The 23,418-nt window shown below is 43.7% G+C and carries 18 protein-coding genes and 1 riboswitch; of the genes, 10 read left to right on the top strand and 8 right to left on the bottom strand.

Annotated features, from left to right (window positions below):
- Window positions 1-17: 17 nt before the first annotated feature.
- Together FKX85_RS10750 and FKX85_RS10755 are read right to left on the bottom strand one after the other, a co-directional pair.
- Window positions 18-473 carry a DinB family protein gene (locus FKX85_RS10750; RefSeq protein WP_141614733.1) on the bottom strand — a complete coding sequence of 152 codons (456 nt, stop codon included), beginning with the start codon at window positions 471-473 and terminating at the stop codon, window positions 18-20.
- 168 nt (window positions 474-641) lie between these two features.
- Window positions 642-2,102, bottom strand: a complete 1,461-nt coding sequence (locus tag FKX85_RS10755) for a Gfo/Idh/MocA family protein (RefSeq protein ID WP_141614734.1) — start codon at window positions 2,100-2,102, stop codon at window positions 642-644.
- A gap of 307 nt (window positions 2,103-2,409) precedes the next feature.
- Between FKX85_RS10755 and FKX85_RS10760 the strand changes: the two genes are divergently transcribed.
- Window positions 2,410-3,963 carry a beta-N-acetylhexosaminidase gene (locus FKX85_RS10760; RefSeq protein WP_141614735.1) on the top strand — a complete coding sequence of 518 codons (1,554 nt, stop codon included), beginning with the start codon at window positions 2,410-2,412 and terminating at the stop codon, window positions 3,961-3,963.
- Window positions 3,964-4,027: 64 nt separating this feature from the next.
- Here FKX85_RS10760 and FKX85_RS10765 read toward each other — a convergent pair whose 3' ends face one another.
- The 3 genes from FKX85_RS10765 to FKX85_RS10775 form a co-directional block, all read right to left on the bottom strand.
- Window positions 4,028-5,275: a serpin family protein gene (locus FKX85_RS10765; RefSeq protein WP_141614736.1), complete on the bottom strand. Its 1,248-nt coding sequence runs from the start codon at window positions 5,273-5,275 to the stop codon at window positions 4,028-4,030.
- A 217-nt stretch (window positions 5,276-5,492) separates the two neighbouring features.
- Window positions 5,493-6,668: an O-succinylhomoserine sulfhydrylase gene (locus tag FKX85_RS10770; RefSeq protein WP_141614737.1), complete on the bottom strand. Its 1,176-nt coding sequence runs from the start codon at window positions 6,666-6,668 to the stop codon at window positions 5,493-5,495.
- 139 nt (window positions 6,669-6,807) lie between these two features.
- Window positions 6,808-6,919: riboswitch (SAM riboswitch) on the bottom strand.
- A gap of 81 nt (window positions 6,920-7,000) precedes the next feature.
- Complete coding sequence (locus FKX85_RS10775; protein WP_141614738.1) at window positions 7,001-7,675, bottom strand: GDSL-type esterase/lipase family protein; 675 nt, start codon at window positions 7,673-7,675, stop codon at window positions 7,001-7,003.
- A 361-nt stretch (window positions 7,676-8,036) separates the two neighbouring features.
- Here FKX85_RS10775 and FKX85_RS10780 point away from each other — a divergent pair, with 361 nt between their 5' ends.
- The gene (locus tag FKX85_RS10780; protein WP_141614739.1) at window positions 8,037-9,209 is read left to right on the top strand and encodes a DUF4407 domain-containing protein; all 1,173 of its coding nucleotides are present in this window, start codon (window positions 8,037-8,039) and stop codon (window positions 9,207-9,209) included.
- 1 nt (window position 9,210) lies between these two features.
- Here the strand turns inward: FKX85_RS10780 and FKX85_RS10785 are convergent, their stop codons facing one another.
- Window positions 9,211-9,993, bottom strand: a complete 783-nt coding sequence (locus FKX85_RS10785) for a DUF5995 family protein (protein WP_141614740.1) — start codon at window positions 9,991-9,993, stop codon at window positions 9,211-9,213.
- Window positions 9,994-11,001: 1,008 nt separating this feature from the next.
- Window positions 11,002-12,210, bottom strand: a complete 1,209-nt coding sequence (locus tag FKX85_RS10790) for a Gfo/Idh/MocA family protein (RefSeq protein WP_141614741.1) — start codon at window positions 12,208-12,210, stop codon at window positions 11,002-11,004.
- Window positions 12,211-12,446: 236 nt separating this feature from the next.
- On the opposite strand from FKX85_RS10790, the gene FKX85_RS10795 reads away from it, so the two are divergent.
- Together FKX85_RS10795 and FKX85_RS10800 are read left to right on the top strand one after the other, a co-directional pair.
- Window positions 12,447-13,028, top strand: coding sequence for an acetyltransferase (locus tag FKX85_RS10795; RefSeq protein ID WP_141614742.1), 582 nt, complete (start codon window positions 12,447-12,449; stop codon window positions 13,026-13,028).
- 7 nt (window positions 13,029-13,035) lie between these two features.
- Window positions 13,036-13,698, top strand: coding sequence for a Crp/Fnr family transcriptional regulator (locus FKX85_RS10800; RefSeq protein WP_141614743.1), 663 nt, complete (start codon window positions 13,036-13,038; stop codon window positions 13,696-13,698).
- A gap of 562 nt (window positions 13,699-14,260) precedes the next feature.
- Here the strand turns inward: FKX85_RS10800 and FKX85_RS10805 are convergent.
- Window positions 14,261-15,076, bottom strand: coding sequence for a universal stress protein (locus FKX85_RS10805; RefSeq protein ID WP_141614744.1), 816 nt, complete (start codon window positions 15,074-15,076; stop codon window positions 14,261-14,263).
- Window positions 15,077-15,232: 156 nt separating this feature from the next.
- Here FKX85_RS10805 and FKX85_RS10810 point away from each other — a divergent pair, with 156 nt between their 5' ends.
- The 6 genes from FKX85_RS10810 to metG all read left to right on the top strand — a co-directional run bounded on the left by FKX85_RS10810 (window position 15,233) and on the right by metG (window position 22,677).
- Window positions 15,233-16,036: a sulfite exporter TauE/SafE family protein gene (locus tag FKX85_RS10810; RefSeq protein ID WP_141614745.1), complete on the top strand. Its 804-nt coding sequence runs from the start codon at window positions 15,233-15,235 to the stop codon at window positions 16,034-16,036.
- 139 nt (window positions 16,037-16,175) lie between these two features.
- On the top strand, window positions 16,176-17,597 hold the full coding sequence (locus FKX85_RS10815; protein ID WP_141614746.1) for an MBL fold metallo-hydrolase: 1,422 nt from the start codon (window positions 16,176-16,178) through the stop codon (window positions 17,595-17,597).
- Window positions 17,598-17,610: 13 nt separating this feature from the next.
- On the top strand, window positions 17,611-18,192 hold the full coding sequence (locus tag FKX85_RS10820) for a YeeE/YedE family protein (protein ID WP_141614747.1): 582 nt from the start codon (window positions 17,611-17,613) through the stop codon (window positions 18,190-18,192).
- Between the two features lie 55 nt (window positions 18,193-18,247).
- The gene (locus FKX85_RS10825; protein ID WP_141614748.1) at window positions 18,248-18,685 is read left to right on the top strand and encodes a DUF6691 family protein; all 438 of its coding nucleotides are present in this window, start codon (window positions 18,248-18,250) and stop codon (window positions 18,683-18,685) included.
- A 646-nt stretch (window positions 18,686-19,331) separates the two neighbouring features.
- Window positions 19,332-20,513: an MFS transporter gene (locus FKX85_RS10830; protein ID WP_141614749.1), complete on the top strand. Its 1,182-nt coding sequence runs from the start codon at window positions 19,332-19,334 to the stop codon at window positions 20,511-20,513.
- Between the two features lie 103 nt (window positions 20,514-20,616).
- Window positions 20,617-22,677 carry a methionine--tRNA ligase gene (gene metG, locus FKX85_RS10835; protein WP_141614750.1) on the top strand — a complete coding sequence of 687 codons (2,061 nt, stop codon included), beginning with the start codon at window positions 20,617-20,619 and terminating at the stop codon, window positions 22,675-22,677.
- Window positions 22,678-23,418: the final 741 nt, after the last annotated feature.

Consider the following 23,418-nt stretch of genomic DNA (forward strand, 5'->3'; position numbering starts at 1 on the left):
TGGGCGGAAGCAGGTGTCTATGCGCGTACAGCTTTCCTTTGGGCCATGGCATAGCCAAGGTGCATGCCTTCGTGGATGCCATTGAATTCCACTGCTTCGGAGATGCTTTTTAGTGTGACGCCAAAGCTGGTGGTATATTCATTGAACTTGGTAAAGCCACCAGCCAAAAGATCGTTTTTAAAGCTTTCTAGCGTAGATAATGCCAAAATTTTTAGCTCTTCGAGTTCTTTGGAAGTGATAGGTGATTCAGGTTTTGTCCCTTTTCGATACTTTTCTACCAGTGTGTCGGGTACCAATATTTCCTGTCCGGAAAGCTTATAGCAGATGATTTGTTGAGTGACGATGACGTGTCCGAAGTTCCAGGCGATGTTGTTATTGAATCCTTTAGGGATTTCATTGAGCTCATCGAGAGTCATTCCATTTACTAGACTGATGAAGTTTTCTCGGGTCTTTATGGTAGAGCTGATGTTCATGATGTAATGTAATAGGTTAAATTTTACTAAAGTTAGGGGATTTATTTAATGTTCACGAGGGCTTGTTGAAAAAAGCTAAGCCATATAAAGTAAATCCGTCATTGTTTCTTCCGAAGTGTACCGAAAGAAGCAATGACGGAGAGTTAAGAGGCAATCTTTTCTGTCTTTTTATACGCCTAAAGACCAGTCTCCACGGTAATTTCTTCTAACGAACTGGTTGGCTTCGTCGAAGTTGGTGACCTTCATGTTAGGTCCGTCCCATACCAGTTTGATTCCTCTTCCAGGATAGTCGTAGCCGCCGTTTTCGCGAGGTTTTCTGATGTCATAGCTGCGGATGGCAAGGTTGCCCATAAGTACGGACTCAGTCAGCGGTCCGGCAATAGAGAAAGGAGAACTGAGTTCTTTGAATTCCTTGCTGCCATGTCCGGCTACGCAAGCTTTTACCCATTGGGCATAGTGGCCATTGTCACCGTTTTCTACCCTAGGGACGGTCTTGGGTACTTTTTTGCCGTCTTCCCTGGAAGTTGGTAGCAGCATGGGATTGATGCCATAGGTAGAGCACATCATTTTGCCTTTGGTGCCTTCGATGATCACGCCATTGCCACCGTCGCCCATTTGTTCGTTAGGGCCAAGTTCTTCTGGTCGGGTTGGTTGGATGCCGCCGTCCATCCAGTGAAATTCCAGATCTTTGCCGCTCGGCATTTTAAATTTGAGGGTAACGTGGGAGGACGGAGGGCAGCCATCAGGAAAATATCCGCGCTGAAATTCCCCTACATATACCGATCCTACGCTGCATTCTGCTTCCGTAGGATAGCCAAGGCCAAGGGTCCTGAATGGCGGTTCCATGATGTGGCAGGCCATGTCACCAAGTGCACCGGTCCCATAATCCCACCATCCACGCCAGTTGAATGGGACGAGGTTGTCTACGTATTCCTTATAGGGCGCAGTGCCTAGCCAAAGATCCCAGTCGAGCTCTTTGGGAGGTGTGGTGCCCTGTTCCGGCCATTTGATGCCTTGAGGCCATACCGGCCGGTCTGTCCAGCACCATACTTTGGTGGCTTCACCGATCAGTCCTGCATCGTACCACTCCACCATCCGACGAACACCGTCTCCAGAGGAGCCTTGGTTGCCCATTTGGGTGACCACTTTGTATTTTTCGGCAGCCTCTGTGAGCATGCGGGCCTCATAAATATCGTGGGTAAGGGGCTTCTGCACGTAAACGTGCTTTCCAAGCTGCATAGCGGCCATGGTCATGACGGCATGGTTATGGTCAGGTGTGGAAATGGTTACCGCATCGATGTTTTTATGTTCTTTTTCTAAAAGCTCCCTGTAGTCTTTATAGTATTTGGCCTTTGGGAAACGCTCTCGGGAAGTGGCAGCCCTTCTGTCGTCCACATCACATAGATAGCCGATTTCTGCATGGCCGCTTTGGTACATGGCGTTGATGTCGCTTTGCCCTTTTCCTCCGGCACCGATGCCGGCGATGACGATCTTGTCACTGGGTGCAGTATATCCCGGGCCTCCTAGGACATGTCTGGGTACTAAATAAAATCCTGCAGCAGCTGTGGCCGCACCTTTCAAAAACGCTCTTCTGGAATTACCAGTGCTGAGGGGCTTTTGTTTTTTCATGGGAAATATTGTCGGTTGAAAATTCTTTTGATAGTTTTTAGGTCAAACAATTTATCAAAAACTTTTTTTACTTCAAGCTAAAAAATAGTTTTTCGCTTCAAAAGGTCTTATTTTGGGATAAATGGTGTTGGTTTTTAGTGATTTTTAACGGTATAATTGAGGTTTTTTCTATTGCTAAATCGTTAAATTGTCTTTAATTCAGCAGCTATTAAATGTTGAAAAGTTTATGTAATCATGAATAATGTTTTAATAAAAAATTAAGTAAGTTTAAGGATTGTTTAAGAGTAATTTGAAAAATATAAATAAAATGACTGTACACAAAATAGGTGGGATTTCGGTGGTTTTACTGGTAGTGACATTGTTTTTTTCATGTGGGCAAGATCCTAAGATGTCCAGTGCTGCATTGATCCCATTGCCCGATAAGGTGAGTGAAGCCGAAGGGGCTTTTGAAATCGATAAATCTACTAAAATCCATGTGCAAAAGGATGCCGGTGACATGCATAGCGTTGCTGATTTTCTGGCGGGATTTATCAATAATTCCACAGGATTTAATGTACAGGTGGTCGAAAAGCTTCCTGAAACGGGGAATTACATTTCCTTGTCACAAGCAGGAGGTGGAGAGGCCTATAAGCTTGATATTAACCGTGATCGTATAGAAATAGAAGCGGGGTCTGCAGCTGGTGCTTTTTGGGCAGTGCAGACACTTCGTCAATTATTGCCGGTGGAGATCGAAAAGCAGGGAACTTATGAAGGGGTGTCTTGGAAGGTTCCTGCGGGAACGATAAAAGATGATCCAGAGTACGCTTATCGGGGAAGCATGTTGGATGTGGCCAGGCATTTCTTTGATGTCAATGATGTGAAGCGTTATATCGATTTGATGGCAATGTATAAATTTAATCACTTGCACCTTCACCTGGCAGATGATCAGGGGTGGCGGATCGAGATCAAGTCTTGGCCGAAGCTTACCGAGATAGGGGGCAGTACAGAAGTAGGCGGGGGTGAAGGAGGTTTTTATAGCCAGGAGGAGTACAGGGAGATCGTTCGGTATGCGCAGGAGCGGTTCATTACCATCGTGCCAGAAATCGATATGCCGGGACATACCAATGCTGCTTTGGCTTCTTACCCAGAGTTAAACTGTACAGACGAAGTACCTGAGCTCTATACGGGCATAGAAGTAGGGTTTAGTACGCTCTGCACGGACAAGGAAGTGACCTATCAGTTTATCGATGATGTCGTGCGCGAACTGGTAGAGATGACCCCTGGGCCATATATCCATATCGGTGGCGATGAGTCGCATGTGACGGCTTTGGAGGATTATATACCGTTTATCGAACAGGTACAAGATATTGTCAACTCATATGACAAACAGGCGATTGGCTGGGATGAAATCGCCCATGCAGCGTTACGGCCAAGTACCACCGCCCAGTACTGGGCAAAAGCTGAAAATGCAAAAATGGCTGTGGAACAGGGATCCAAGGTGTTGATTTCTCCTGCTAGTAAAGCCTATTTGGATATGCAGTATGATTCAACTACGAGATTGGGATTGCATTGGGCGGCTTATATTGAATTGGACAGCGCTTATATGTGGGAGCCTACCGAATTGGTAGAAGGCATTGACAAAGCTGATATTCTGGGTGTGGAAGCGCCGCTTTGGACAGAGACGATTGAGACGATGGATGATATCGAGTACATGGTGTTCCCCCGGTTGATCGGAATTGCTGAGGTGGCCTGGACTTCGCCGGAGAAACGGGACTGGGAAGGCTATAAGTCACGATTGCGCAAGCATACTGCGAGACTTGAGGCACTTGAGGTGAATTATTACCAGTCGCCATTGTTAGAAGAAAAGGAAGCAGCAGAATAAAAAAAAGCTAAGGCCAGTTTGGGAAAACTGGCCTTAGCTTTTTTAAGTCGAATATATTTAAGCTTTAAAGCAGTGACGGATCGCCCAGTTTTCCGATAAATAAAATAGTCCCGCTATGTTTTTCTTGGATGAAGAACAGGAATGGACGGTTCAGTTTTATGTTTAAGGGAGTGGAGGGACCGGCCGTGACTTCTATGATTTCCACAACGGTGGCTGCAGCAGCTTCAGTGCCTTTTTCGTCCACTTCGATCAGCGCATCGTGAATGACGCGGTTGATTTTTAAATAATCCGTTGGGGTGTCAAACAATTCAGTAAAGTTTCGTGGGTCAAATTTGAATGGTGTGACCAATCCCAGTGCTTGTAGATCTTCTTTAAGGTTGTCTATTTTTTTTCGTAATTTAAATTTGGGCATTTGGAGAAATAATGCCCTTTCCCGCGCTGCGGTTCGCCATCGCAAGAGGTTTTCTGCATTCAGTTGTTCTTCCACTTTATCCAAATTCAGGTCATCTGGGAGTAGGATTCCCATGGAGTATTGCCCAGTGCTATAGGGGATTTCCAGGTAGGTCAGATGGTCGGATTTGAGGTACCTGAAATCAGCAGGTTCTTGGGTCCTCATCATGTCCACATTGACAGTGGTTTGTTCATCGACATGGAATGGGGCTTGTTCAGTAGCGCTTTTTTCAAACTGGTATTTCCAATCTCCCTTGAAGTAAATGGCATTGACCAGGTACATGACCGCATCATCATGGATTTTATCCAGCATATTTTGAATAAGGTTATTGGTGTGGTCTTCTATCCAGTTATTGATGATGTCCACGGAGTTAGGATTTGCCATGTTTAGCCCGCTGAGAGCGGCAAAATAGTGTTGCTGGACAATTTCCTGGAAAGCTTCTTTTACGGTGAGGTTTTCTTTGTACCAGATACCGTTGGCGACGTTAAATGTTACCTTTGGGTCCACTTCCTGAAGGAATTGCGTAAGCCCTTTATTGGCCATATTGGCTTGGTCAATAGTAAGGTTATCGTATCTGAGGGCTTGCAAGTATTCTTCGAGGACAGTTCCTTTATTGCCGTTCATGGTCATGGATAGTGCCTGCTGAATACTGTAAGGGCTAAAAAAAAGGTTGGTATCATCATGGTTCCTTAGCTGCAGATAGAGGTCAATGGCGAAATCTCCGCTGTAGGAAGCCAGGGACTGTTCCTCATCTGTCAGCGTTCGCAGGTTGGGCAGGATCTCTTTGTCCTTGGGCTCGCTATCGATACATCCAACTGTGGAGGCAGTCATTAGAAGAAAAAAATAATAGATCTTTTTCATGGCTCGGTTATTTGGTTTTGTTCCCAAGACGGTGAAAATCAGGTGAGTGCTACAAAAATGAGATTGCGTCATAAAATAAAATGCCGTCATCACGAGGAGTGGCGGGAAGAAGCAATTTCTTGACTGAAAGGCAAGATTGCTGTGCTTCACTACTGTTCCGTTCGCAATGACGACTATTTATGACAGAGTCCCCTTAGCATCGACTGTTTGCGAGGTGCTATTTGGACTTTTCCAGTGCTCGCTCTATGTCCGCGATGATGTCATCATGGTGTTCCAATCCGGCAGAAAGCCTAATTAGCCCTGGAAGAATGCCTACACGTTGGCGTTCTTCTTCAGTGAGCTTGCTGTGGGTGGTAGATGCTGGGTGTGTAATGATACTTCTGGTATCCCCTAAGTTGGCTGTGACGGTGATCATCTGCAGTTCATCAATGAATCGCTGAGCTCTCTCGATGCCTCCTTTCAGCGTGAGTGTGACGATGCCGCCGCCATGTTTCATTTGTTTTTTGGCAAGGTCATGCTGTGGATGCGATTTTAGGAAAGGATATTTTACGAATTCAAGCTCATTGATGTCCTGGAAATAGGATGCTACCGCCAATGCATTGGCGCAGTGCCTTTCCATTCTGACCGCCAGTGTTTCCATGCTTCTGGAAAGGATCCAAGCATTGAAGGGGGAAATGGAAGGTCCTGTGTGGCGCGTAAAGAACTGCACGTCTTTGATCAATTCTTGCTTTCCAAGGATCAATCCTCCCAAGACACGTCCTTGACCATCAATGTACTTGGTAGCGCTGTGTGCCACGATATCCGCGCCCCACTTGGCCGGTTGCTGTAGGTAGGGAGTGGCGAAGCAGTTGTCCACCACTAAGATCAGATTATGCGCTTTGGCAAACTTACCGATCCACTCCAGGTCGATTACCTCTAGGCCAGGATTGGAAGGGGTCTCTATGAAGAGCATTTTGGTGTTGGGCTTCACGAGCTTGTCCCAGTTTTCGATATCCGAAATGTCTCCGTAGGTAGAGGTGATGCCCCATTTGGGGAATACTCTTGTGAGCAGCTGGTGGGTAGAGCCAAACAATGATCGGGAGGCAAGGATATGATCTCCTTGCTGTAGGAGAGAAGCTATGCTGCCAAACATTGCTGCCATTCCAGAGGCAGTGGCGATGCCGTCCTCGGTGCCTTCCAGAGCGCAAACTTTTTCGATCAAGTCTGAGCTGTTGGGATTGGCATAGCGGGAATAGATATTGCCGGGGATCTCCTCAGCAAACATCTGACGGGCCTCTTCGGCACTGTCAAAGGTAAAACTGGATGTCATGTAAATGGGAGCCGAATGTTCCCGTTGGTTGGATTTGGAAGAAGCGATCCTGATGGCTTCTGTTTCAAAGTGCTTATTTGACATGGTGTTTAATATCTTTCGGTTTTATAGAATCAGTAATTAATCATGAAAAATCAATAATTGTCTGGACATGGCATAGGCCAGCGAAATCCGGTAGTGGATAAGAAAAAAACGGTGAAAAGGTAGATTGGTCATAATGTCTAATTTATAGTTCCCTCAATTTTTTTTTTGGGCAGGTATTGGCACCTTTTCGCCGAGACGAATGGTTGCCAGAGGGTCGCAGAGCCTGGTCTCTCGCCTCTTCTGTATAAATCAGTTTCCTGAAGTCATGCAAAGTAACATCAGCACAGTTGATTTTCCAAACAATTTGGCTTTTGAGTATGCAAGATCAGCGCCTAGGGAATGTGTGGCTCGAGCATCTCTGCCCAGCCGTCGTAGCCCAGTTCGGTCATGTGGAGGCTGTCGGACAGGTAAATTTCTGGATTGGGTCGCCCTTTTTCATTGAGGGCAATGTCCCAAACGTTGACAAATTCAACGCCGATGGTTTTGTCGGCATAAACTTCCAGTAGACGGTTTAAGGATTCATAGTCTTCTTTGAGCTGCCACCTTGACGGACTTGGTTTGGGACTAATCAGGACGATTTCCGTTTCAGGAAGCTTGGACTTTAGTTTGCTGACCAGTTTTTGCATGGTGTTCAGGATGGTGACGGGGGTCTTGCCACTTGCCAAGTCATTGTCGCCCTCATAGATAAAAACTTTATGGGGGGCATAGCGGATGATCAGCTCTTCAGCATAATGTAGCAATTCAAAAGTCTGCGAACCACCAAAGCCAGTATTGACCACTGTGACGTCAGGAAAATAACGATCAATGTCCTTCCACATTCTTACGCTGGAGCTTCCAGTAAAAAGGTAGACATCTCCTGATGGTACAGGGGTGTTGGTGACGATTTGATCAACTTCTTTTCGAAATTTTTCGGGATTTTCCTGGGCTGATAGCGCATGGATAAAGGCTATCTGGAGAAGAACAAGCAGCAGGCCTGTGTTTCGGGTAAATGAAGATGGGATGGGCATTTGTTCTAGTGATTAGTGAAAAGGTTTTAGTCCATTATTCTGTCATGTAAATAACTAAAAATAATGGGAAAGGAGAAATGTTGACGTAGCGGAAAAGGGAAAGAAGTGTCAAATCGATTTTTCATTTCTGAACACATTTCCGTTCATAGAAAGGAATTGTGCGTTTTTGACCATTTTACTATATACGTTTTACGGCGGATTGGGCATTCTTTTTTACACCTTAAAAGTACTGATTGGTGGCATGATAGGCTGTTTTCATCACATTAGTTATTGGATGCGCTTTCCAATCCATAATTTCAGTGGATTGTTGCCCGCTTTTTGAGCAGAGGAAGAGGTAGTTGCCCAATGAAATAAACTGATAATGGAAAAAGTGAAAGTATTCTTTTTGTTTTGTAGTGGAGCCAATGTGTCCATTCTGAAAAAATGTCCTACCGAAACCAATAAATACGTGGGGATCGGAGGTACTGTGTTCTTTACAGGGGTTTTGGCAGCATTGTCAGCAGGATATGCTTTGTATACCGTTTTTGAAAGTTGGTATTGGGCAGTGATTTTCGGCTTGGTGTGGGGCGTAATGATATTTAATTTGGACCGCTTTATTGTTTCGAGCATGCGAAAGAAGGAAAGTTTTTGGTCTGAATGGAAGCTTGCATTTCCCCGGCTATTATTGGCTGTGTTTTTGGCATTGGTCATTTCGAAGCCACTGGAGTTGAAGGTTTTTGAAAAGGAAATCGATCAAAAAGTCAGTGAACAAAAAGTGCTTGAAATGCAGGAGGCCAAAGAGAATTTGGATGCGACCTATCCTGAAATAGCCCATCTGGAAACTGAGAATCAACAGTTGCGCGATGAAATTGCCGCTAAGGCGGCTTTCAGGGATGAGGTACAAAAAGAGTATGATGAGGAGCGTTTTGGGGTCAAGACCCCAGGGACTACAGGAGTCATAGGTTTGGGATCCAATGCTAAAAAGAAGGAAGAGCAGCTAGATGCAGCCCAGCTGGATTTAGAGCGAATGCAAGAAAGGAATTGGGCAAAGATCGATAAGAATGAAAGAGAGATGGCAGCGGTGATGACCAGAAAGCGACAAGTGTTTGAGCAGCAGCAAGCTTCGATCGATCAATATGATGGGCTAGCTGCCAGGATGCATGCCTTGTCCCAATTGACAGCGGAAAGCCAAGCGGTCTATTTAGCCAATATTTTTATCATGTTGCTTTTTGTGGCAATGGAGACCGCTCCGGTGATGGTCAAAATGATGGCAGGAAGAGGTCCTTACGACGAGATGCTGGACAAGTCAGAACGAGCCGTGAAGCTGTATACCGATGAATATAACTATAAAAATCAGACAGAAAGCACCCATCGGATCCGGGTGTTTGATGAGGTGATTGCTGCTGAGACAGCATCGCTCATTAAGAAAAAACTCCATCGCAATGAGGTCTTGACCAAAGCAGAAATGGAACTTCTCGAAGAGCGGCTAGAAGATGCCAATGGGCTTCGGGGGCAGCATGAAACTGGAAATAAGGAGGCGGCCATTAAAGAGTAGGCTATAGTTGAGCGGTTCGCAGATTGTTTGGAGTTGCCTTTCGCACAATTCCTTCCAGTCGGTCCATCACCTCAGGAATGGAGTTCCACTCGGTAAGATTGATGATAAATACGATCCACCCAAAGAATTTTCCCGGGTTGACTATTTTGTTCGCGATGCGGTAAATTGCCTGGTCGCGGACCGTGAAGCATTGATCGATATCCTGGGTGGTACTGTATTCTTGGGCAAATTCCCATGCTCCGTCCCTGGCGATTTGGATGCTGAAATTGAGCAGGAGTTCATCTTTGCCATCGGCCAGCTGGATCAGAAAACCAAATAGTGGTGAGATGATGGAAAGATTGGCTTTTACACCATCTACCATACTGGCCAAGATAATGTTGATCTTGTCAAAATCTTCTTTGATGGCTTCCAGCCCGTTTCCTTGCGTGGTTTGGACGGTGGCAATGCCAAGGTCCAGGTTGATGTGGGCGTTTATGCCTAAAAGTAAATGTTGGAGAATGACCTTACCGGTTTTTTTGGTGGCGTCAAAGGCGCATAGCCAGCTTTGACTGGTGGTGTTGTCAGAAAGGTAATTCTCATATGCGTCGAAAAATCGCTGGGCAAAGATAATGTCAAGCCGCTCCATGCGCGCATTATCCTCAAACTCCCCAAGGTCTATTCCTTCTTTAATTCTTCTGGTGACTTGTCGGTACAGAATGGCAAAGTAGCCAATTCTACTTTTTTGTGTTCTGCAGTCGGCTACAATTTGGTCCATTCTGGCGATTACTTCTTCAATTGATGACATGGTAGAAAAGTCAGTATTAATGGTGTGTTTTGTTTAAGGTAATAAAATTATCGATGCTTTGGGTTTTAGATCGGCTTGGATAAAGTGTTTTTTGATAATGATAAGTGGTTTGTGATTGTTTGGGAAAAGTTAAATAAAGGTTAAGATGTTATGGCTTTCCTTAAAAAGAAGGAATTTAATCGTTTTAGTGTGATGTATAGAGGTTTAGTTGTATTTCGAAAGAAGTGAAAAGAGGTATTGATTAAAGAGCTGAACGATCGATCGGAGAAATTATTTTTGGTGTTTTATTGTAATCAAAAATATTTTTATTAAGTTTAAAGAAGTTTTGGTTCTAAAAACGAGGATTAACTTCCTTTTTTCCAAAATATATACGGCTGTTAGTCAGTTAAAATAAACCCATTCGAGGAATCTATGCAAGGATTCCTCTTTTTTTTGCCCTTTTTTAAACCGGTTTTCATTTATTTTACAAAAATACTAAGTTTTATGCTTTGATTTTAAACCGATATTTTGATTTTATACAAAATAGGTTTTTCGTATAGGTGTTATTTTGACTGGTTTGTGGTGTAAACGTCAGTTTTTAAGTGAATTAGGTTTTTTTTGAAGCTTTTTTTAAATAATAGAGCGTAATCCAGAATAAAAGCTTGTTAATGACTCTATATTAATTAATTGTTAAGTTGCTGCGTCAAGATGGGGGATTTGTAAACAATAGAGCAAATGAGGGTGGTATACAGTAGCTTGCTTGTCCCCGGAAAAATGTATTTTCTCGTTTGTGATTATACGGAATTGTGCAAGTAATCAAATTCATTGGAAGAAAGTCCACGAATTGCACAGGTTGCCACGATTATTTTATGTTAATCATTGATTGATATAAGGCAGTTTGCTGAATATTCTCAAACTGGCAGAAAAGCGTATAATCATATTCTCGTTTTATCAGAACACAAAAGCCATTCCCGAGGAGAATGGCTTTTGTGTTTATGCTTTATATTATGATGCTATACAGCTAGCGGTTTACCCGTAATTATATGCTGGCTTCCAGTCCTCGATGGTTTTATTGAACAAGGAATGGTTGGCCAGATGGATACAGGTGGCCGTGGTGGCGCCACTGATGACATTGGAGGCTGGGTATTCCTTGTTTTGGATGGATTTATAGAAATCACTGAATGCGTACCAAGTGCCGTCTTTGGTCTTATCTTCCAGGATGGGGATTCCTTTGCCTTCCTTCCAAGAAAGTTTGGTAGCTCCTGAAACTCCATCTACAATCTGAAGCTCATCCATCCTCTCTTTTTCAGGATAGAAATACCCTTCGTTCATCAATAATTCGACGGTTCCTTGCGTCCCTTTAATGGAAAATGAATAACCCTCTCTGGCATTGCTGCAAGTAGCACCAAAATTCCCGATCATCCCTTCTTTATCATACCGCAGCAATAACTGGACATTGTCATAAGTTTCTCTGCCATCGTGATAATTGTCTATTCCACCAGTTCCGATGATGGTGTCTGGATGCGTTTCAAACGCCCAGTTGATAAAATCAATTTGGTGGGAAAGCAGCTCGGCCGGAAGTCCTCCGGAGTATTCCCTATACATCCTCCAGTTGATAATCCGTTCGAGCGAAGGATCAGGAACGGGTCTTTTCCAGTTCCAGTTTCTGTCCCATCGGGAATCGATTTGTGTGATTTTTCCCATATACCCCGACTGGATCATATCTTTTACCTTATAGTATAAAGGAGTGTATCGGTATTGGTGGCCTACTTGCAGGGTGAGTGTAGGATTCTTTTTTACCAATTCGATAAGTTCGATGGCCTCGGGGATGTTATAGGTCATCGTTTTTTCGAGGTATACATGTTTTCCCGCTTGCAGGGCTGCTTTGGCCGGTGCAAAATGCATGTTAAGAGGGGTGGCAATGGCTACGGCCTCTATGGAGCTGTTATCCAATAAATCTTGGTAATTTTTGTAGGATTTGGCTTTTAGGTCTGGGAACGCTTTGCTGGTTTGGTCTAGCCTGAAGTCCATGTTGTCACAGACAGCGATGATCTCAAATTGCTCAGGCATACCCGACATGACATGCATCAGTCCTTTTCCCCTGTCCCCACATCCTATGATACCTATTTTAATAGGACCCTTATCAGTGTTGGTTCGAAAAGCGCTGGCGAGTTGATAAGGGAAAATTGATCCGCCTAAGACAATGCCCCCGGTTTTCATAAAATCCCTTCTATTCATGATTGCATTTATTAATATTTTGAATGATCGTACTTTTAGACAAAGTTTAAATATATGAGATAAATGAATGAAAGAAAAACTATTCGTTTTTTAATGGGGACATATCGTGGTTGCTTGGTGGGTATAATGTTTGTTAGGTAAACGAATAAATAAGGTTACTGTTTCTTTCTTTTTGATGGAGTATAATATTGGATCGGAATCTTTTTATCTTTAGATAAATTTAAATCGAGTAAATAATGTATCTGTACGGAGCTTCTGGACATGCCAAAGTGGTCATTTCAAATTTGGAAAGTCAGGGAGAATTGATTCATGGGTTGTTTGATGACGATACCTCTGTTGTGGAATGCTTGAATTATCGAGTGTTTCAGTGGGGCAGTGTTTCGCCTACAAGTCTATATTTGATTGTAAGTATTGGAGATAATTCCATTAGATATCAAATATCGGAAAGGTTACAGGGAGAAGTGGTTTTTGGCAGGGCAATCCATAGATATGCTCTGGTAAGTAGCCATGCGGAAATAGCTGCGGGTACTGTGGTGATGGCAGGAGCTGTTATCCAGCCTGATGCGAGGATCGGTTCCCATGTCATTGTCAATACATCGGCTTCGGTAGACCATGATTGCAGGGTCGGGGATTATGTACACATTGGTCCCAAAGCAGTCCTTTGTGGAGAAGTGAAGATAGGAAAGGGGGCTTTGATCGGTGCAGGGAGCACGCTGGTTCCCGGAGTCCGTGTGGGAGAAGGCTGTGTAATTGGAGCAGGAAGTACAGTGTTGCGGGATGTGGCTGACGGAGAGAAAGTATGGGGAACAGTAAAGTGAAATGACCATGAAAGAAAATAGGATCCGGGTATCGGTGCCTACGATTACGGATGAGCGCTTACTGGAGGAAATGAATCTGCAGGGGACATTGGTGGAGATTTTGACAGGGGAAGCGATCATGGAGCCTGGAAAATTTATAAAGACCGTGCCGATTGTATTGGAGGGGGCTATAAAAGTCCTACGAATGGACGAGGAGGGAAAAGAATTGTTCTTATACTATCTCTATCCAGGGGAGACGTGTGCATTGTCACTGACCTGTTGTGAGTCAGGAAAGGCTAGTGAAGTGAAAGCGATAGTGGAGGAGGATACAAAGATGCTTATGGTTCCTGTTCAGTATCATGAGCAGTGGTATGAGCAGTATAAACAATGGAAGGACTTTGTCTTGGCGACGTATCAAAAACGTTTTCAAGAAATGCTCAAAGTGCTGGATTCTGTAGCGTTTTTAAAAATGGATCAGCGATTGGCAAGGTACTTGGTGACCAAAATGAAGAAAAACAACAGTACTGATCTATCCATCACCCATCAGGAAATAGCCAATGAGCTAGGAACTTCACGGGAAGTGATCTCCAGGTTGCTAAAGCAATTGGAAAAGAAAAGGTGGATCGAGCTCGGAAGAAATAGGATTTCTGTCCGTGGTGATTTTGAGGAATTGACAGAAGTGGGAAAGTGATCGGTGTTTAGACAAGCCTCTACTGCGGTTACAGCGGCTAATGTCATTTATCTATTCCCGTGGGGAGAGCATGGCTACAACCCCTTTCCCTTCTGCAGCACTCCTAAATCATTGTGTTTTGGTTAAGATCACATACTTTTAGTCGAGTTTGCGCCTCGTGCCATGCACCCATCTTTTTTGGACTAAGCAATATTTTTGGGGGCGGGGGAAGATTTACATTCATTTGGTATGTCGCCACGAAGTCGCCAAGACACGAAGTGTTTTGTAGGCGGATTCCAAATTTCATGGAAAACAAACAGTTTTGGGTCTTAGAATCTTTGTGGCAAAAAACAAAAAAGAAATCATAATCAACTACCCCGGGGCAAGCCCCGAGGTATTAAATGGCGTTTGCAAAGCAAACTATTTCGTTTCCGACCCAGAGGGTCGGGGAATTAAACCACTTTTCGATTAAAATAAAGGGATTCATGCCCCCAGCTTTTCCGCTTGATCTTACTTTTTTCCTATGTTCTTTACTTTTTAGTGCTATCAGCGATTTGATTCTTTTTTAATCGAAACTAGTTGGCTATGATTTTTGAGATTTGAGCACCAAAAGGGGAACGGTGCTGTGAAGCGCCATTTCAGCACAATGGCTGGTCCTGAAGAGATAGTCAAAGAATCCCCTATGTTTCGAAAACATGGTCAGGAGTGTCCTGGGATGGTCTTGGGTGTATTGTTGAAGTCCTTCGTTTACCTGGTCGGCGTTTAAGGTGTCAAAGGTTATACTCAGCTCAGGAAATCGGTCTTTTAAATACATAGACAATTCTGAAAAAGGCATTTCGGGAAGTGGGTCGTTGTCCTTTTTGATGTGGATGATTTGGTAAGGAAGCTTGTAATGACGGGTGAGTGCAATCAGCTGGCCTAAAAAGACGATGTCTTCTCGGTTGAGCTCCATCGCCAGGGAAATATTGTCTACAGCCTCAAAGGTAGCGCTGGCAGGAACGGTAAGGACCGGAATGCTACTTAAGCGGATAACTTCAGAAGTGGTGGAGCCAAATATTTTTTTCGGAAAGTCACTTTTTCCTTGACTGCCCAGTATAATTAAGTCGTAAGCCCCTTTTTCCGATTCAGCGCAAATTGCCGAAGAGGGTGTTTTTTGCTCAATGAGGAAGGAGGTTTCAATTCCTTCTTTTTTACAAGTCTTTTTCAAGGACTTCAATACCTTTGTGGCTTGCTGTTCTATCGTAGTAATGTATTCGGCCGTTTGAGCGGCAAAGTCGTAGACTGGGGAGTAAGCAAACAGCAGCGTAATCGAACTGTTATGGGCCTTGGCCAAATGCAGTGCAAAATTCACTGCGTTTTGTGCATTTTCAGAAAGATCGGTACCTACTAATAGTTTCATTCTTGGTCATAAATGCCTACAATAATTAAAGATAAGAACATTAAAGGATATTCTCAATAAGAAAGGGACTGGTAAGGTTTAATGTAACAAAAGTCACTGTATAAGCTGAGCAGATAGGGTAGCTTTGTATAAGTTAGAGCAAAGAGAAACAATTACATGGAAGTGAATTCACTAATAGGGTTTGGAGGAGCAGTGTTGATAGGCATCAGTCTGGGGATGATTGGAGGAGGAGGATCCATTTTGACCGTTCCCATTTTGGTTTATCTTATGGGAATAGAGCCGGTGCTGGCGACAGCTTATTCGCTGTTTGTAGTGGGGAGTACCTCTTTGGTGGGAGCGGGGAGCTACTTGAAGCACGGAAATGTATCCTACCGAATAGCTTTGGTGTTTGCCATTCCTTCTTTTTTGGCCATTTTCCTTATGCGCAAATTTGTGGTACATGCCTTACCTGAAGTGCTGTTTACAGTAGGGGATTTTACAGTGTCGAAGAGCTTGGCAATCATGGTTTTCTTTGCTGCAATTATGATATTAGCAGCTTATTCCATGATCATAAATGGAGGGAAGCTAAAGCCAGAGATTAGGACAAAGGCGATTAATTATCCACTGATAGCCTTACAAGGATTGGTGGAAGGAAGTATCACAGGGATCGTAGGGGCCGGAGGTGGCTTTTTGATTATTCCTGCTTTGGTGCTGATCGCTAAGCTGCCCATGCGAATGGCGGTAGGTACTTCTCTGTTGATTATTGGCATTAAGTCTCTTTTGGGATTTACAGGGGATCTTATCTCCCAGGATATCGATTGGTTTTTCCTGTTGATCTTTACGGGACTGAGTATTATAGGGATTTTTATTGGAGGAAAACTTTCCCGTAAGGTGAACGAGTCAGCGCTGAAAAAAGCCTTTGGATGGTTTGTGCTGCTGATGGGTGCCTATATTCTGATCAGAGAACTCTTTATTGGTTAGCAAAGGGCTTATGTGATGGATGTCACTGATAAAGTGATTTGCTTCCCTTAATTTAGTAGTGTTATTTGCCAATCGGAACTAGAAGTATTCCTTTGGTATTTATATAGAAATCAACCGCAACTATAACTTGGAGATAAAAATGAAAATTGAACAAATTTATACGGGATGTTTGGCCCAGGGGGCTTATTACATCGAGTCCAATGGAGAGGCAGCCATCATAGATCCACTCCGGGAAGTGGAGCCGTATATCCAAAAAGCCAAGCGAAATGATGCTACGATCAAGTATGTCTTTGAAACCCATTTTCATGCTGATTTTGTGTCAGGACATATAGATTTGGCCCAAAAAACAGGAGCCAATATTGTCTTTGGCCCTACTGAAGCCAAGTTGGGCTTCGACGCGATCATCGCTGAAGATGGACGAGAATATAAAATTGGCGATATTACTATAAAAGTGCTTCATACGCCTGGTCATACTATGGAGAGCACTTGCTATCTGCTAAGTGATGAGTCAGGAAAACCAACAGCCATATTCACAGGCGACACCTTGTTTATTGGGGATGTGGGCAGGCCTGATTTGGCGCAGAAAGTCTCTGACGACCTGACGCAGGAAAAACAAGCGGGGTACTTATATGACTCTTTGAGAAATAAAATTTTACCGCTTCCGGATGAGTTAGTCGTTTATCCTGCGCACGGCGCTGGAAGCGCCTGCGGTAAAAATATGAGCAAAGAGACATGGGATACCTTGGGCAATCAGAAAAAAACCAATTATGCGCTACAGGAAATGACCAAAGAGGAATTCATTAAGAAACTGACAGACGGACTTACGCCACCTCCAGCATATTTTCCTCAAAACGTCAAAATGAATATCCAAGGGTACGATAGTATCGATGAGGTGCTAGAGCGAGGCGTCAAGGCGCTTTCACCAGCCGAATTTGAGGCAGTGGCCACCGAAACAGGGGCGATAATGCTGGATACGAGAAGTCCACAGGTGTTTGCTCAAGGGTTCATTCCTAATGCCATTAACATTGGTATTGATGGAAGTTTTGCCGTTTGGGTGGGGACCATGATTCCGGATGTCAAGCAGAAAGTCCTCGTGATTGCTGAAGAAGGGAGAGAGGAAGAGGTGATCACAAGGTTGGCCAGAGTGGGGTATGACTATGCCCTGGGCTATTTGAAAGGTGGTTTTGAGGCGTGGAAAGCGGTTGGCAACGAGGTGGATACCATTACCTCAGTGGATGCCAGGGATGTCGCCAAAGTCATCCGGGATAATCCCAAAGCCGCTATCCTGGATGTCCGTAAGCAAAGTGAATATGACAGTGAGCATGTAGAAGGGGCAGAAAATAATCCCTTGGATTATATCAATGAAAACATGGACCAAGTGGATAAGAATAAGACCTATTACGTGCATTGTGCCGGTGGATATCGGTCGATGATTTTCGCTTCCATCATGCGGGCAAGAGGGTATGAAAACCTTGTGGATATTTCTGGTGGATTTAAGGCCATCAAAGATTCGGATGCATTTGGCCTTACTGACTTTGTCTGCCCGACTACTAAATTGTAATCATTAAAAAGATATGGAGAACATAATAAATTGGATGAGCGAGCCTTGGCCATGGTATGTAGCAGGGCCTTTGCTTGGACTCACGGTGCCCATATTGCTGTTGATTGGCAATAGGTCATTTGGAGTTTCTTCATCATTGCGGCATGTGTGTGCCGCTTGTGTCCCTGCGAAAATCCCTTTCTTTTCGTACGATTGGAAGGCTGAGTCCTGGAACTTACTATTTGTGGCAGGTATAGTACTGGGTGGGGTAATCGCTGCATCAGTTCTGTCTGATCCGGCAGATATGGTCGTGGCGGGAAGCACGAAGCAGGAGCTCATGGCACTTGGGATTACGCGATTTGAAAATCTTTTGCCATCCGAAATATTCAATTGGGAGAATTTATTTACCATGAAAGGGTTGATCTTCTTTGTTTTGGGAGGTTTTATGGTGGGCTTTGGTACCCGGTATGCAGGGGGGTGTACTTCTGGCCATGCCATTATGGGAATCAGTAACCTCCAGTGGCCCTCGGTGGTGGCGACCATCTTCTTTATGCTTGGAGGATTTACAATGACACATTTGTTTTTGCCTGCCTTAATGCGGTTGGCAGGCTTTTGAGTGAAGCGTTGTGTCCTTTGATAGTCAAAAAAACACTTAATAAAGAACTAATATAATGAGTACTATAAAATCAGAAAGGGGTTTGGCTCTGGTGAAATATCTCCTTGTAGGAATGTTTTTTGGGATTGTGCTGGTGAAGGCCGAGGTGATTTCCTGGTTTAGGATCCAAGAAATGTTTAGGCTCCAATCATTTCATATGTATGGTGTGATCGGTGCTGCTGTAGCCGTAGGGATGCTATCTGTTTTCCTGATCAGGAAGTTTGATATCAAAACCATTTCTGGTGAAAAAGTGGAGATTAAGGATAAGGAATTCAAAAAGGGGCAAGTGATCGGAGGATTTATTTTTGGATTGGGGTGGGCAGTTACAGGCGCCTGCCCAGGGCCTATCTTTGCCCAAATGGGAATTGGTTACACGGTGGTGGTCGTTACCTTCATCAGTGCTTTGTTGGGAACCTGGGTGTACGGCAAACTTGCTGAAAAATTGCCTAATTGATATGGCAAATCGTGGGTCAAGCGAAAAAGTTGGGGGATAAGGGTTGGTTCCGATAGCACAGATTTTTTATAATAATCTGAGCTCAATTTAAAATACCGTCATAGCGAGGAAGTATAGCCTGTCCCGAGCTATCGGGAACGTGGCAATCCCATATTAAGAAAACGAGATTGCTTCACTCCGTTGCTCTGCGTTCACAATGACGGATTTATACTGATTTTATAATCGAATTCAGGTACACATTCCTATTGCTAAATTAAATATGCTTATCATAGCCACCTAGAAATCTCTCATCCCCCAGAAATATTGCTTGGTCCCAAATCGTTTTCATAGTAGGGGGCTGCATCTTAGTGAATCTAAAAGCGATTTCTCTGGTGAGTGACGATGATGGGATGAAATATTATTTGAAGACTTTTTTATAGATGGTTCGGATAATGAAAATAGCCATGATGATGGTGGTTCCTGCGATTACAAATTCCATTGGAAGTGAGTTTGTTTCCGGAAGTTAATTCTAAAATCATGTGAAATATAGTGAAAACGAATAAAATATAACCACCGAAATCGATTGCTCTATTGTTTGTTTTATAATCAGGGTTTTTAATGCTGAAAAAGTCCTTTACTTTGTAGTTCAAACCTATTGGAATTACCTATGAAACTAATAAGGAAACGGCGCATTGCGCTAAGTGGACTTTTTTTTCTTGCAGGTTTAAGCTTCGCCTCTTGGGCATCGAGGATTCCTGACTTCCAGCAGCTATTCGATCTCAGTGAAGGACAGTTGGGCACCTTATTGCTGGGGATGCCCCTTGGTTCCCTGATCGCTTTGCCGCTGGCAGGCTGGGCAGTGGACAAATATGGCAGTCGCAAAGTAATCGTGATGGGAAGCTTGCTTTATGCCTTTTCGTTGTTGAGCCTTGGCTTTACCGGTTCGGTTATTCAGCTGGGAGTGGCGGTGGTGATTTTTGGGATAATGGGAAATATCATGAATATTTCCTTAAACACGCAAGCCCTGTTGGTGGAAGATGGATACAACCGCAGCATTTTAGCCTCTTTTCATGGTTTGTGGAGTTTGGCAGGATTTGCTGGAGCCGGCATCGGCGCCTTGATGATCAAGCTCGACTGGGCACCAGTCTATCATTACTGGGTGGTTGCAGGTATTATGCTTCTGATCTTGGTGGCTAGTTTTAATTTACTTTTTAAAGAAGAGAAAAGGGCCGGAGGTGGCGGTTTAATGCTCAAAAAGCCTGATGCATTATTGCTAAGGATAGGCTTGGTCGGTTTTTTTGGAATGATGTGCGAGGGGTGTATGTTTGACTGGAGCGGTGTGTACTTGAAGAAAGTAGTGGTCGCGAGCCCTGATTTGGTACCACTGGGATATGTTACTTTTATGGCTGCTATGGCTTCCGGTAGGTTTTTTTCGGATGCTTTGGCCAATAGGTGGAGTAAGATAGTGATGCTGAGGATTTCTGGCACCTTGATATGCCTGGGGCTACTGATAGCAGTGGCATATCCAGTGTTTTGGACAGCGGTGACGGGCTTTTTGTTAGTGGGTTTTGGAACGGCCTCTGTCATTCCTCTATCCTATAGTATTGCAGGCAGGTCGAAGATGTATTCCCCCAGTATTTCACTGGCATTGGTGTCCACGATTTCATTCTTTGGCTTTTTGCTTGGCCCTCCGATAATAGGGTTTATTGCAGAGCTGTTTGATCTTCAGGTTTCCTTTGCGGTCATTGCGATGATGGGAATGTGCATCTCGCTTTTGGTTAGTGTCAAAACCCACATATTTGATAATCATAAGGTCCCTGCGAATAAAAAAGTGGCTGCAAAAGGCTGATCATAAAGGACTAGGGCCAGATGATCAGCATTTCACGAAAGCCGGCAAATCACCTTAGTATTTATTCCGTTAAAAAAATCAAATTTCCCTATCTTTGCAGCCTATGAGCAAAAGAGACTTTAAGAGATATACCGTTACTTCCGCGTTACCTTATGCCAATGGACCACTCCATATTGGCCATTTGGCAGGTTGCTATATTCCATCAGATATATATGTCCGCTACTTACGATCCTTGGGTAAGGATGTAGTTTATATTGGTGGTTCCGACGAGCACGGGGTGGCCATTACCATTAAGGCAAAAAAAGAGGGTGTTACCCCACAGGAAATAGTGGACCGCTATCATGGTATCATGAAAGCCAGTTTTGAGGAATTTGGAATTAGTTTTGATCATTATAGTCGTACCAGTTCGCTGGTGCATCATGAGACAGCTTCTGAGTTTTTTAAGGATTTATATGACAAGGGAGAGTTTTTAGAGCAGACCACTGAGCAATATTACGACGAGGAAGCAGGTCAGTTTTTGGCCGATCGCTACATCGAAGGAACCTGCCCAAAGTGTGGCCACGAAGGAGCGTATGGCGACCAATGCGAAAAATGTGGGTCCTCGCTGAGCCCTACCGAACTGATCAATCCAAAATCTAAACTTAGCGGTAATTCACCGGTTCTTAAGGAAACCAAGCATTGGTTTTTGGACCTTGGAAAATATGCAGGCTTTCTGAGAAAGTGGATACTGGAAGAGCATCAAGAGGATTGGAAAAATAACGTGCTGGGGCAATGCCGCTCTTGGCTAGAGACAGGCGATGGCCTTCAGGCAAGGTCCATGACCAGGGATATGGACTGGGGTGTACCCGTGCCTGTCGAAGGGGCCGAAGGAAAAGTGCTATATGTGTGGTTTGACGCTCCAATAGGTTATATTTCCTCTACCAAAGAGTGGGCTGCAGAAAAGGGAGTAGATTGGGAGCCATATTGGAAGGATGAGGATACGAAGTTGGTGCATTTTATTGGAAAGGATAATATTGTATTTCACTGTATCATTTTTCCTGCAATTCTAAAAACACACGGAGAGTATGTACTTCCTGATAATGTGCCTGCCAATGAGTTTTTGAATCTTGAAGGAGAAAAGATATCTACATCTCGAAACTGGGCAGTCTGGCTGCATGAGTACTTGAAGGAATTCCCCGGCAAACAAGATGTGCTACGATATGTCTTAACGGCCAATGCACCTGAAACCAAGGACAATGACTTTACTTGGAAAGACTTTCAGGGAAGAAATAATTCCGAACTCGTGGCCATCTATGGCAACTTTGTGAATCGTGCCGTAGTCCTTACCCAGAAGTATTTCGATGGCGAAATTCCTGTGAGAGAAAAGCTTTCGGCCTACGATAGGGAAGTATTGGAAGGATTGGCTGCTTATCCCGGTAAAATAGCTGCTTCCATTGAGAAATTCAGGTTTAGGGAAGCACTTGGGCTGGTGATGGATTTTGCCCGTATGGGCAATAAATACCTGGCTGATACAGAGCCTTGGAAGAGTATTAAAGAAGATAAGATAAGAACAGGTACGGTGTTAAACATCGCATTGAACATTGCGGCAAATCTTGGCGTAGTATCAGAGCCTTTCCTTCCCTTTACAGCCCAAAAGCTCGCCAAAATGTTGGGGACAGAAGGTGTAGACTGGACCAAGGCAGGCAATGGAGAGATTCTCAAAGGTGGTGAGACTATTGGTGATGCGGCATTGCTGTTTGAAAAAGTAGAAGACAGCGTGGTAGAGCAGCAGGTAAATAAGTTGCTGGAAACCAAAAAGCAGAACGAAGCAGCAAACGCTCCGGCGGAACCTGTGAAGGATACTATTGCTTTTGACGACTTTGCCAAAATGGACCTGAGGGTCGTTACCGTACTGGAAGCAGAGAAGATGAAGAAATCCAAAAAACTGCTAAAACTAGTAGTGGATACCGGCTTAGGAAAACGGACGGTATTAAGTGGTATTTCCGAATACTATAAACCAGAGGACCTCGTAGGAAAACAAGTGACCATGCTGATTAATCTGGCACCAAGAAAAATGATGGGAATCGAATCGGAAGGGATGATTTTGATGGCAGAAGATAAAGATGGCTCTTTACGCTTGATGATGCCAAGTGATCCAGCAGCGCCGGGATCTCCAATCAACTAGCAAAGGTGGTTTAGGAATAACAATGAAGTCCGCTTTCCCAAAGAGAGCGGGCTTTTTTTATGCCGTAGATTCAAAAAGGAATGCATAAACAAGGTTAAATGGCTAACCTCTTATAATGTGTTCTTAAACAATGCCAAACTCCTGTTGCCACATCTTAGAAAAAGCATGGCAAATCTTTGTTTTTTTACTATTGGATTGCATTCTTGTTAATTTGGGAATAAATCGGTCTATGGATGGTTTTTAGGGGAATAATACTTTTTGCTATTTGAAACCTTTTTGTTGGCTTTGTAATGATAATTGGATTAAGTAAAGATTTATTTTATTGATTCAGTTCGAAAATACCCAGTTTGGGGTATTTTTTTGTTAAAATTAAAATTATAGATTTGAAGAATAGTTAACCTAAGTGATTCCTAGTATGACATTCTTTTACCTTACCAATTTTTACAGCCATTCCGCTCCACATATTATTCATGCGTTAGGCTGTCCTAATATGCCTGATATGAATGAGCTAGGTTATTTGGGGCCTTTTAACAATTGCTCAGAGGCGAGTAGGTCCGCTTCTAAAAAGTTTGATAATATAAAGGTTTGCGAGTGCTGTTGTGATAAGCGCAAAAAGCCAATAGTTAATAATGCCCCGTGTTAAACTTAAAGATTATTTTAGGTATTAGGGGTTATGATTATACGCTTTTCGGTCAGTTTGAGCATATTCAGCAAACTGCCTTCTATCAATCAATGATTAAC

It is taken from the genome of Echinicola soli, assembly GCF_006575665.1.
Classification (GTDB): domain Bacteria; phylum Bacteroidota; class Bacteroidia; order Cytophagales; family Cyclobacteriaceae; genus Echinicola; species Echinicola soli.

Excerpts from the sequence above, each read along its gene's own strand:
- FKX85_RS10750 (WP_141614733.1), bottom strand. The coding sequence starts at position 473 with ATGAACATCAGCTCTACCATAAAGACCCGAGAAAACTTCATCAGTCTA.
- FKX85_RS10755 (WP_141614734.1), bottom strand. The coding sequence starts at position 2,102 with ATGAAAAAACAAAAGCCCCTCAGCACTGGTAATTCCAGAAGAGCGTTT.
- FKX85_RS10760 (WP_141614735.1), top strand. The coding sequence starts at position 2,410 with ATGACTGTACACAAAATAGGTGGGATTTCGGTGGTTTTACTGGTAGTG.
- FKX85_RS10765 (WP_141614736.1), bottom strand. The coding sequence starts at position 5,275 with ATGAAAAAGATCTATTATTTTTTTCTTCTAATGACTGCCTCCACAGTT.
- FKX85_RS10770 (WP_141614737.1), bottom strand. The coding sequence starts at position 6,668 with ATGTCAAATAAGCACTTTGAAACAGAAGCCATCAGGATCGCTTCTTCC.
- FKX85_RS10775 (WP_141614738.1), bottom strand. The coding sequence starts at position 7,675 with ATGCCCATCCCATCTTCATTTACCCGAAACACAGGCCTGCTGCTTGTT.
- FKX85_RS10780 (WP_141614739.1), top strand. The coding sequence starts at position 8,037 with ATGGAAAAAGTGAAAGTATTCTTTTTGTTTTGTAGTGGAGCCAATGTG.
- FKX85_RS10785 (WP_141614740.1), bottom strand. The coding sequence starts at position 9,993 with ATGTCATCAATTGAAGAAGTAATCGCCAGAATGGACCAAATTGTAGCC.
- FKX85_RS10790 (WP_141614741.1), bottom strand. The coding sequence starts at position 12,210 with ATGAATAGAAGGGATTTTATGAAAACCGGGGGCATTGTCTTAGGCGGA.
- FKX85_RS10795 (WP_141614742.1), top strand. The coding sequence starts at position 12,447 with ATGTATCTGTACGGAGCTTCTGGACATGCCAAAGTGGTCATTTCAAAT.
- FKX85_RS10800 (WP_141614743.1), top strand. The coding sequence starts at position 13,036 with ATGAAAGAAAATAGGATCCGGGTATCGGTGCCTACGATTACGGATGAG.
- FKX85_RS10805 (WP_141614744.1), bottom strand. The coding sequence starts at position 15,076 with ATGAAACTATTAGTAGGTACCGATCTTTCTGAAAATGCACAAAACGCA.
- FKX85_RS10810 (WP_141614745.1), top strand. The coding sequence starts at position 15,233 with ATGGAAGTGAATTCACTAATAGGGTTTGGAGGAGCAGTGTTGATAGGC.
- FKX85_RS10815 (WP_141614746.1), top strand. The coding sequence starts at position 16,176 with ATGAAAATTGAACAAATTTATACGGGATGTTTGGCCCAGGGGGCTTAT.
- FKX85_RS10820 (WP_141614747.1), top strand. The coding sequence starts at position 17,611 with ATGGAGAACATAATAAATTGGATGAGCGAGCCTTGGCCATGGTATGTA.
- FKX85_RS10825 (WP_141614748.1), top strand. The coding sequence starts at position 18,248 with ATGAGTACTATAAAATCAGAAAGGGGTTTGGCTCTGGTGAAATATCTC.
- FKX85_RS10830 (WP_141614749.1), top strand. The coding sequence starts at position 19,332 with ATGAAACTAATAAGGAAACGGCGCATTGCGCTAAGTGGACTTTTTTTT.
- metG (WP_141614750.1), top strand. The coding sequence starts at position 20,617 with ATGAGCAAAAGAGACTTTAAGAGATATACCGTTACTTCCGCGTTACCT.